General features: G+C 66.7%; 10 protein-coding genes. All 10 read left to right on the top strand.

All coding sequences use genetic code 11. The features are described from left to right. Positions 1-459 precede the first annotated feature (459 nt). The gene (pstS, locus tag AC5JLE_RS02140) at positions 460-1,548 is read left to right on the top strand and encodes a phosphate ABC transporter substrate-binding protein PstS (protein WP_496064979.1); all 1,089 of its coding nucleotides are present in this window, start codon (positions 460-462) and stop codon (positions 1,546-1,548) included. Between the two features lie 79 nt (positions 1,549-1,627). Beyond that, a complete protein-coding gene (pstC, locus tag AC5JLE_RS02135; RefSeq protein ID WP_496064978.1) occupies positions 1,628-2,596 on the top strand; it encodes a phosphate ABC transporter permease subunit PstC in 969 nt (322 codons plus the stop codon). Continuing rightward, on the top strand, positions 2,596-3,459 hold the full coding sequence (gene pstA, locus AC5JLE_RS02130) for a phosphate ABC transporter permease PstA (protein ID WP_014646538.1): 864 nt from the start codon (positions 2,596-2,598) through the stop codon (positions 3,457-3,459). The genes pstC and pstA overlap by 1 nt, the downstream gene beginning before the upstream one ends. A gap of 19 nt (positions 3,460-3,478) precedes the next feature. After that, a complete protein-coding gene (pstB, locus tag AC5JLE_RS02125) occupies positions 3,479-4,309 on the top strand; it encodes a phosphate ABC transporter ATP-binding protein PstB (protein WP_005408788.1) in 831 nt (276 codons plus the stop codon). A 76-nt stretch (positions 4,310-4,385) separates the two neighbouring features. Beyond that, positions 4,386-5,093 carry a phosphate signaling complex protein PhoU gene (gene phoU, locus AC5JLE_RS02120; RefSeq protein WP_005408787.1) on the top strand — a complete coding sequence of 236 codons (708 nt, stop codon included), beginning with the start codon at positions 4,386-4,388 and terminating at the stop codon, positions 5,091-5,093. 237 nt (positions 5,094-5,330) lie between these two features. Then, positions 5,331-5,684, top strand: coding sequence for an HvfA family oxazolone/thioamide-modified RiPP metallophore (locus tag AC5JLE_RS02115; RefSeq protein WP_014646537.1), 354 nt, complete (start codon positions 5,331-5,333; stop codon positions 5,682-5,684). Continuing rightward, the gene (locus AC5JLE_RS02110; protein ID WP_041863215.1) at positions 5,671-6,546 is read left to right on the top strand and encodes an HvfB family MNIO-type RiPP peptide maturase; all 876 of its coding nucleotides are present in this window, start codon (positions 5,671-5,673) and stop codon (positions 6,544-6,546) included. The genes AC5JLE_RS02115 and AC5JLE_RS02110 overlap by 14 nt, the downstream gene beginning before the upstream one ends. Further along, entirely contained in the window at positions 6,539-7,294 is a 756-nt protein-coding gene (locus AC5JLE_RS02105) for an HvfC family RiPP maturation protein (RefSeq protein WP_049407976.1), read from the top strand. Before AC5JLE_RS02110 ends, AC5JLE_RS02105 begins: the two co-directional genes overlap by 8 nt. 24 nt (positions 7,295-7,318) lie before the next feature. Continuing rightward, positions 7,319-7,840, top strand: coding sequence for an HvfX family Cu-binding RiPP maturation protein (locus AC5JLE_RS02100; protein ID WP_014646534.1), 522 nt, complete (start codon positions 7,319-7,321; stop codon positions 7,838-7,840). A 131-nt stretch (positions 7,841-7,971) separates the two neighbouring features. Next, positions 7,972-8,622 carry a ribonuclease T gene (rnt, locus tag AC5JLE_RS02095; RefSeq protein WP_049407974.1) on the top strand — a complete coding sequence of 217 codons (651 nt, stop codon included), beginning with the start codon at positions 7,972-7,974 and terminating at the stop codon, positions 8,620-8,622. Positions 8,623-8,845: the final 223 nt, after the last annotated feature.

Below are 8,845 nucleotides of genomic sequence, written 5' to 3'. Positions count from 1 at the left end.
CGATGGGCCAGGGCGTGCAGGACACGCCGTAAACCCGTCCTTGGGGGCCCGGCCACGGCATCCATGCCGTGGACGGTCCTGCACGCCCTGGCCCACCGCCTCTGGACAGTTCATCGCGGACGCGGTGGGGTCATGGAAGGCAGGAGCAAAGGCAGGAGCGTTTGCAGCGCCGAGCCCACGCTCGGCTGGGTGCTGGAGCGTGCGGACCGACGGTCCGCACCTACCGAGGGCAGGGAGCCGTCGAACATGGCTTGACTCCACAAGGGCCAACCGGCCGCCATACCGGTGCGCAGATCCGGGGTCTCCGGGGCTCTGCCGGATGGGGGCCAACCCGGTGAAACCCTTGTCAGAACGTGATCCAGGACACCTCTGTCATGGTCGTAATACGGCTGTAACAAAAACATCATTTCATAGCCGCATCCGCCGACCACGTCGGCTCTTCCCCGCTATGGAGTGACCATGAAACTGCACTCGGCCGGCCTTGCCGCCCTTTCCCTGGCCATCGCCCTGGGCCTGTCGGCCTGCGGTGGCGACAAGCAGGCCGCGCAGCAGCCGGCGGCCGACGGTGCCGCTGCCCCGGCCGCTGCCGGTGCCAAGGTGACCGCCGAAGTGTCCGGCGCGGGCGCGTCCTTCATCTTCCCGCTGGTCTCCAAGTGGTCGGCCGACTACAACGCCACCACCGGGGCCAAGATCAACTACCAGTCGATCGGCTCCGGCGGCGGCATCGCCCAGATCAAGGCCGGCACCGTCGACTTCGGCTCCTCCGACAAGCCGCTGAGCAGCGAAGAGCTGGCACAGGCCGGCCTGGCCCAGTTCCCATCGGCCATCGGCGGCGTGGTGCCGGTGGTCAACATCGAAGGCCTGGAAGCCGGCAAGCTGCGCCTGAGCGGCGCCCTGCTGGCCGACATCTTCCTGGGCAAGGTCAAGACCTGGAACGATCCGGCCATCGTCGCCGCCAACCCGGGCGTGAAGATGCCGGACGGCAAGATCACCCTGGTCCACCGTTCGGACGGTTCGGGCACCACCTTCAACTTCTCCAACTACCTGTCCAAGGTCAGCTCGGAGTGGAAGAGCAAGGTCGGCGAAGGCACCTCGGTGCAGTGGCCGGACGGCGTCGGTGGCAAGGGCAATGAAGGCGTCGCTTCGTACGTGAAGCAGATCAAGGGCTCCATCGGCTACGTCGAGCTGGCCTACGCGCTGCAGAACGGCATGCCGTACACCGCCATGCAGAACGCCGCCGGCAACTGGGTCGAGCCCAGCGCGGAAACCTTCGCCGCGGCGGCCGCCAGCGCCGACTGGGCCAGCGCCAAGGACTTCAACCTGGTCATCACCAACGCCCCGGGCGAGCAGGCGTGGCCGATCACCGCCACCAACTTCATGCTGATGCAGAAGCAGCCGAAGGACGCCAAGCGCAACCAGGACACCCTGGCCTTCTTCAAGTGGGCCTTCGAGAACGGCCAGGCCCAGGCCAACGAGCTGCACTACGTGCCGCTGCCGGCCGAACTGGTCAAGCAGATCGAGGCCTACTGGGCGACCGACCTGAAGTGACGGACTCGACGGTGCCCGCCCCGCGCGGGCACCGCTTCCACGCCGTGCCGCCCCGCCCCTTCCTGGCCCTGCCGTCCCCATGAATGCCATCGCCCAGCCTGTAGCCGCCCCGTCCACGCGTGATGCGCGTGATGCCCGCAACGACAAACTGTTCCGATGGGTGCTGGTCGGCACCGTCATCTTCGTCCTGATCGCCCTGGCCTGCGCCGCGCTGTCGATGCTGTGGGGCGGCCGCCATGCCCTGCAGATGCAGGGCCTGAGCTTCTTCTTCTCCGCCGACTGGAATCCGGTCGAGAACAAGTTCGGCGCGCTCGCCCCGATCTACGGCACCCTGGTCACCTCCGTCATCGCGATGGTCATCGCCGTGCCGGTCAGCTTCGGCATCGCCTTCTTCCTCACCGAAGTCGCGCCACGCTGGCTGCGTGGCCCGGTCGGTACCGCCATCGAACTGCTGGCCGGCATTCCCTCGATCATCTACGGCATGTGGGGCCTGTTCGTGCTGGTGCCGGTGATGACCGAGTACGTCACGCCGTTCCTCAACGAGACCCTGGGCGAATGGCCGATCATCGGCCCGATGTTCCAGGGCCCGCCGCTGGGCATCGGCATGCTCACCGCCGGTTTCGTGCTGGCGATCATGGTCATTCCGTTCATCTCCTCGGTGATGCGCGAAGTGTTCCTGACCGTGCCGACCCGCCTGAAGGAATCGGCCTATGCGCTGGGCTCCACCAAGTGGGAAGTGAGCTGGGACATCGTGCTGCCCTACACCCGCTCGGCGGTGATCGGCGGCATCTTCCTCGGCCTCGGCCGCGCCCTCGGCGAGACGATGGCGGTTGCCTTCGTGATCGGCAACAGCGTGCGCCTGTCGCCGTCGCTGCTGGAACCGGGCACCACCATTGCTGCGCTGATCGCCAATGATTTCGGTGAAGCCACTGAAACCTACCGTTCGGCCCTGCTGCTGCTCGGCTTCGTCCTCTTCATCGTCACCTTCGTGGTGCTCGCCATCGCCCGCCTGATGCTGATGCGCCTGTCCCGCAAGGAGGGCAACTGATGTCCAGCACCGCTGACTCCCTGTACCTGCGCCGCCGCATCGGCAATGTCGTTGCGATCACCGCCTCCTGCGCCACCGCGCTGTTCGGTTTGTTCTTCCTGGGCTGGATCCTGTTCACCCTGGCCTCCAAGGGCCTGGCCGGCATCAACCTGGATCTGTTCACCAAGATGACGCCGCCGCCGATGCAGGAAGGCGGCCTCGCCAACGCGTTCTTCGGCAGCGCCGTGATGTGTGCGCTGGCCATCGGCATCGGCACCCCGCTGGGCGTATTGGCGGGCACCTGGCTGGCCGAGTACGGCAACGCCCGCAAGGCCGGCACCGTGGTCCGCTTCGTCAACGACATCCTGCTGTCGGCCCCGTCCATCGTGCTCGGCCTGTTCGTCTACACCCTGTACGTGATGCAGACCGGCGGCAACTTCTCGGCGTTCGCCGGTGCGCTGTCGCTGGCCTTCATCGTGCTGCCGGTGGTGGTACGCACCACCGACGAGATGCTGCGCCTGGTGCCCTCGCAGATGCGCGAAGCGGCCCTGTCGCTGGGCATCCCGCAGTGGAAGGTGATCGTGCAGGTGCTGTACCGCAGTGCCTCGGCCGGCATCATCACCGGCATCCTGCTGGCACTGGCCCGCATCTCCGGCGAGACCGCACCGCTGCTGTTCACCGCCTTCGGCAACCAGTACTGGAACAACAACATCTTCCAGCCGATGGCCTCGGTGCCGGTGGTGATGAACCAGTTCGCCGGCAGCCCGTATGAATCCTGGCAGGTGCTGGCCTGGGCCGGTGCCCTGGTGCTGACTGTCTTCGTGTTGCTGGTCAGCCTTGCCGCCCGCGGCATCCTGCTGCGCAACCGTATCTCCCATGACTGACCTTTCCGTGGATAACGCCATGAACGACCTTTCCAACGCCGTGCCGATGCAGCGCATCGCCGTGCCGTCCTCGCACGAGAGCCTGCACACGCCGTCGCCGGTGAAGCTGGCTGCGCGTGGACTGGACTTCTACTACGACAAGTTCCACGCCCTGAAGGGCATCAACCTGGAAATCCCGGAAAAGCGCGTGACCGCACTGATCGGTCCTTCCGGTTGCGGCAAGTCGACCCTGCTGCGCATCTTCAACCGCATCTACGCGCTGTACCCGAAGCTGGAAGCGCGCGGTGAAGTGCTGCTGGACGGCGAGAACATCCTGTCGCCGAAGTACCCGATGAACCGCCTGCGCAGCAAGGTCGGCATGGTGTTCCAGAAGCCGGTGCCGTTCCCGATGACCATCTTCGAGAACGTGGCCTACGGCATCCGCCACCACGAGAAGCTGAGCAAGGCCGACATGGCCGACCGCGTCGAGCAGGCGCTGCGCCAGGGCGCGCTGTGGGACGAAGTGAAGGACAAGCTGGGGCAGAGCGCACTGGGCCTGTCCGGCGGCCAGCAGCAGCGCCTGTGCATCGCCCGTGCCGTGGCCCTGCGCCCGTCGGTGCTGCTGCTGGACGAGCCGACCTCGGCGCTGGATCCGATCTCGACCAGCCGCATCGAGCAGCTGGTGGAAGAACTCAAGCACGAGTACACCATCGTGATCGTCACCCACAACATGCAGCAGGCCGCGCGCGTATCCGACTACACCGCCTTCATGTACCTGGGCGACCTGATCGAGCACGACCGCACCGAAGTGATCTTCTCGCAGCCGTCGCAGCGGCAGACCGAGGACTACATCACCGGCCGCTTCGGCTGAAACGTCAGTCGAGCACGGCTCGACCCTGCAGACACCATCAGTCGAGCGTGGCTCGACTCTACAGAGTGGAACAACCATGAACCTTCCCAACGACCACATCGTCAAGAGCTACGACGAAGAGCAGCAGCGCCTGGTGGCCGAGATCGTGCGCATGGGCGAGATGGCCGTCGCCCAGCTCGAAGCGTCGATGGACGTGATCGAGAAGCGCGACGAGAACGCTGCCCATCGCATCATCGCCAACGACGAAGCGATCGATGCGCTGGAACAGCAGATCAGCCACGACGTGATGCGCCTGGCGCTGCGTGGCCCGATGGCGCGCGACCTGCGCGAGATCCTTGCCGGCCTGCGCATTCCGGCCGACATCGAGCGCATCGGTGACTACGCTGCCAACGTCGCCAAGCGCTCGATCGCGCTGGGCAAGGTGCCGCCGCTGCCGCAGATCCAGGGCCTGCGTGCACTGGGCCGCCTGGCCGCGCAGCAGGTCCGGCGTGCCATTGCCGCCTACCGCGACAACGATGCTGATGCCGCGCTGGAACTGCGTGAGGACGACGCCCGCCTGGACGCGCAGTACACCGCGCTGTTCCGCGAGCTGCTGACCTACATGATGGAAGACCCGCGCAACATCACCCCGTGCACGCACCTGCTGTTCATGGCCAAGAACCTGGAGCGCGTGGGCGACCACGCCACCAACATCGCCGAGAACGTATGGTTCCTGGTGCATGGCGAGCAGCCGCTGCCACCGCGTGAAAAGCGCGACGAGACCTCCAGCACCGGCCAGCCCTGACGCTGCACTGCAACACCGGAGTCGACTCCAAGGTGGCCGCTGTCCTGGTGACAGCGGCCTTCTTTTTTGGGGTGTTTCATCCGCATTGTGGGCGCCACGCGTGCCCGGTGCGGACCTACCGGATGCTTCTGTAACAGATCTCACGAAAATTTGAGTTCTTGGCGAGGATTCGTTGAGTAGGATCGCTGCACCATCGATTCACCCCGGGCACCTGCCCACCACCCAGGAGTAAGACCGATGAGCAGTTCCAACAAGACCCTGTCCCTGCTGACCGCTACCGCCCTGGCCGCCGGCCTGGGCATGACCGCCAGCGCCTCGGCGCTGAGCATGAGCGACCTCGCCCAGGGCTACCTGGTGGCCGGCCAGGCAGCCAAGGCCAGCACCGATGCCAAGGCCGCCGATACCAAGATGGCAGCCGACGCGACCAAGCACGCCGAAGGCAAGTGTGGTGCCGACGGCAAGACCGGCGAAGGCAAGTGCGGTGCCGACAAGGGCAAGGCTGCCGGCGCAGCGGGCGCCAAGGCCAAGACCGGCGACACGAAGTCGGCTGAAGGCAAGTGCGGCGAAGGCAAGTGCGGTGGCAAGCACTGACGTCCGCGCCAGCCTCGTCCACCCGCAGTCGCCGCTTCGCGCGGCGGCTGCAGGGTTGGGCCTGCGCCGGGCGCTGCTGCAGGATCTGCGTGACGCTCCGGCAGGCGACTTCGACTTCCTGGAATGCGCGCCGGAGAACTGGATCCATGTCGGCGGCCCGGCCGGTGATGCCCTGGCCGAACTGGCACACCGCCATCCGCTGAGCTGCCACGGCCTGTCGCTGTCGCTGGGCGGCAGTGCCGCCCTGGACACCCAGCTGCTGGAGCAGGTCGGCCGGTTCCTCGAAAAGCACCGCGTGCCGCTGTACAGCGAGCACCTGAGCTACTGCAGCGACGACGGCCACCTGTACGACCTGCTGCCGATTCCCTTCACCGACGAAGCCGTGCGCCATACCGCGCAGCGCATCCGCCGCGTGCAGGACCTGCTCGGCCGCCGCATCGCGGTGGAGAACGTGTCCTACTACCTGGCGCCGGAACCGGCGATGGACGAGCTGGCGTTCACCAATGCGGTGCTCGCCGAAGCCGACTGCGACCTGCTGCTGGACGTCAACAACGTCTACGTCAACGCCTGCAACCACGGCTACGATGCCGATGCCTTCATCGCCGGCCTGCCCGCGCAGCGCATCGTCTGCCTGCACGTGGCCGGGCACCTGGACGAGGCACCCGACCTGAAGATCGATACCCATGGCAGCGCGGTGATTGATCCGGTCTGGGAGTTGCTGGCGCGTACCTATGCTCGCATCGGCCCACGCCCCACCCTGCTCGAACGCGATTTCAATTTCCCGCCCTATGCGGAACTGCAGGGCGAACTGCAGACCATCCGCCGCCTGCAGGCCGCACACGCCGGGGCTGCACATGGCTGACGCTATCGACACCCTGCGCGCGCAGCAGCACGCGTTCACCGCGCACCTGCGCGATCCACAGGCGGTGCCGGCACCGGCCGGCCTGGATGCACGCCGGTTGGCGGTGTACCAGCACCTGCTGTTCAACAACCTGCTCGGGCTCCTGAGCAACGGTTTCCCGGTCTGCGTCCGCCTGCTCGGCGAACCGGCATGGAGCGCGCTGGTGCGCCACTACTTCGCCACCCATCGCTGCCAGACCCCCCTGTTCACCGAGCTGGCCGCCGAGTTCGTGCAGTGGCTGCAGGCACAGCCGCAGCTGCCGCACCCGGCGCTGGCCGAACTGGCCCACTACGAGTGGGTGGAAACCGCGCTGTACCAGTTGCAGGCCGAGCCACTTCCTGCGCCTGGCGATGTCGATCCGCTGCGGGTGCCGCTGCAGCGTTCGCCGCTGGCGTGGCCGCTGCTGTACCAGTGGCCGGTGCACCGTCTCGGTGCAGAGGATGCGCCGACCCAGCCCCTCCCAGAACCCACCGGCCTGCTGGTCCGCCGCGAAGCCGACGGTGAAGTGCGATTCGCCGCGCTCAGCCCCTTGGCGGTGCACCTGCTGTCCAGCATCGGTGAACAGCCTGGGCTGGAAGGCCGTACGTACCTGCAACGCCTCGCCACCACGCATGGGCTGGCCGAAGACGCGCTGGCCGGCCCCGGTGCCGCGCTGCTGCGGCAGTTCCTGCAGGCCGGCGTGATCGGCCCGCTCACCACCCCGCCCTGACACCCCATTTGCGGAGATCCCCTGATGAACCTTCCGACCCTGGCCGCCGCGCGTGGCCAGCTGGACCGTCTCGCCCCCTGGTTGGCCCCGCTCGGCCTGCGCCTGCTGCTGGCCTGGGAATTCTTCGAATCCGGCCGCGAGAAGCTGCGCGGCCAGAACTGGTTCGCCGACCTGCAGGACGCCTTTCCATTCCCGTTCGACCAGTTGCCGGCCACCCTGAACTGGCAACTGGCGACCTGGTTCGAACTGCTCGGGGCGGCCTGCCTGCTGTTCGGTTTCGGCACCCGTTTCGCCGCCGCGAGCCTGCTGGTGCTGACCGTGGTGGCCACCTATGCGGTGCATTGGCCGATGGAGTGGAACTCGCTGGCCGACCTGGCCATGGGCTATGCGATCAGCGACCAGGGCTTCGGCAACTTCAAGCTGCCGGTGCTGTTCATGGCCATGCTGCTGCCGCTGATCTTCACCGGCGCCGGCAAGCTGAGCGTGGACGCGTGGCTGGCGCGGTGGTCTCCCTCGGCCACACCTGCGCGGCCAGCGGTTCGGTAGATGCCGACCTTGGTCGGCGCGTCGTGTGCCAACCAAGGTTGGCACCTACCGGGTTCTGCGTTCGTGCCACCACGGTGGCTGGCATGGGCTGCGTGGCCGGGCGCTCAGGGCCGCTCTGATAGAATTCACGCATGAATGACCCCATCCCCGCACCTGCCGCCGTTCCCGATTCCGCAGTTCCCCAGGCGCAGCGCGCGATGTCACAACGCTTCCGCGGCTTCCTGCCGGTGGTGGTGGATGTGGAAACCGGCGGCTTCGACAGCCAGCGCAATGCGCTGCTGGAAATCGCTGCCGTGCCGATCGAGATGGACGAGAACGGCCTGCTCTACCCCGGCCAGACCGCCAGTGCCCACGTGGTCCCGGCCGAGGGCCTGGAGATCGACCCGAAGTCGCTGGAAGTGACCGGCATCATCCTCGACCATCCGTTCCGGCTGGCCAAGGAAGAAAAAGCGGCGTTGGACCACATCTTCACTCCGGTGCGTGCGGCGATGAAGAAGTACGGCTGCCAGCGCGCGATCCTGGTTGGCCACAATGCCCATTTCGACCTCGGCTTCGTCAACGCGGCCGTGGCGCGGACCGGCCACAAGCGCAACCCGTTCCATCCGTTCAGCGTGTTCGACACGGTCACCCTGGCCGGTATCGCCTACGGCCAGACCGTGCTGGCGCGTGCGGCCACTGCCGCCGGGCTGGGTTGGGATGCGAATGAAGCGCACAGCGCGGTATATGACACCGAGCAGACCGCGCGGCTGTTCTGCACCATCGCCAACGCCTGGCCGCGGTAAGACAGCGCTTTCTGTAGAGCCGAGCCATGCTCGGCTGCACCTTTTTCCGCGCTGTCGCGCGGTAGTCGAGCACGGCTCGACTCTACAGGCCGACGTCGTTCCATCGATGCATGGTGGCGAATCAATCGCCGCACAGTAGCAACTGTCTTGTCAGGGGCAGCCGAGGGTCACCTCGGCGTCCCGCTTACGGGCGTTTAGGATCACCAGCATTTTGCGCATGACC

Source organism: Stenotrophomonas sp. (assembly GCF_059505245.1).
This window is presented reverse-complemented; position numbering and strand designations above follow the sequence as displayed.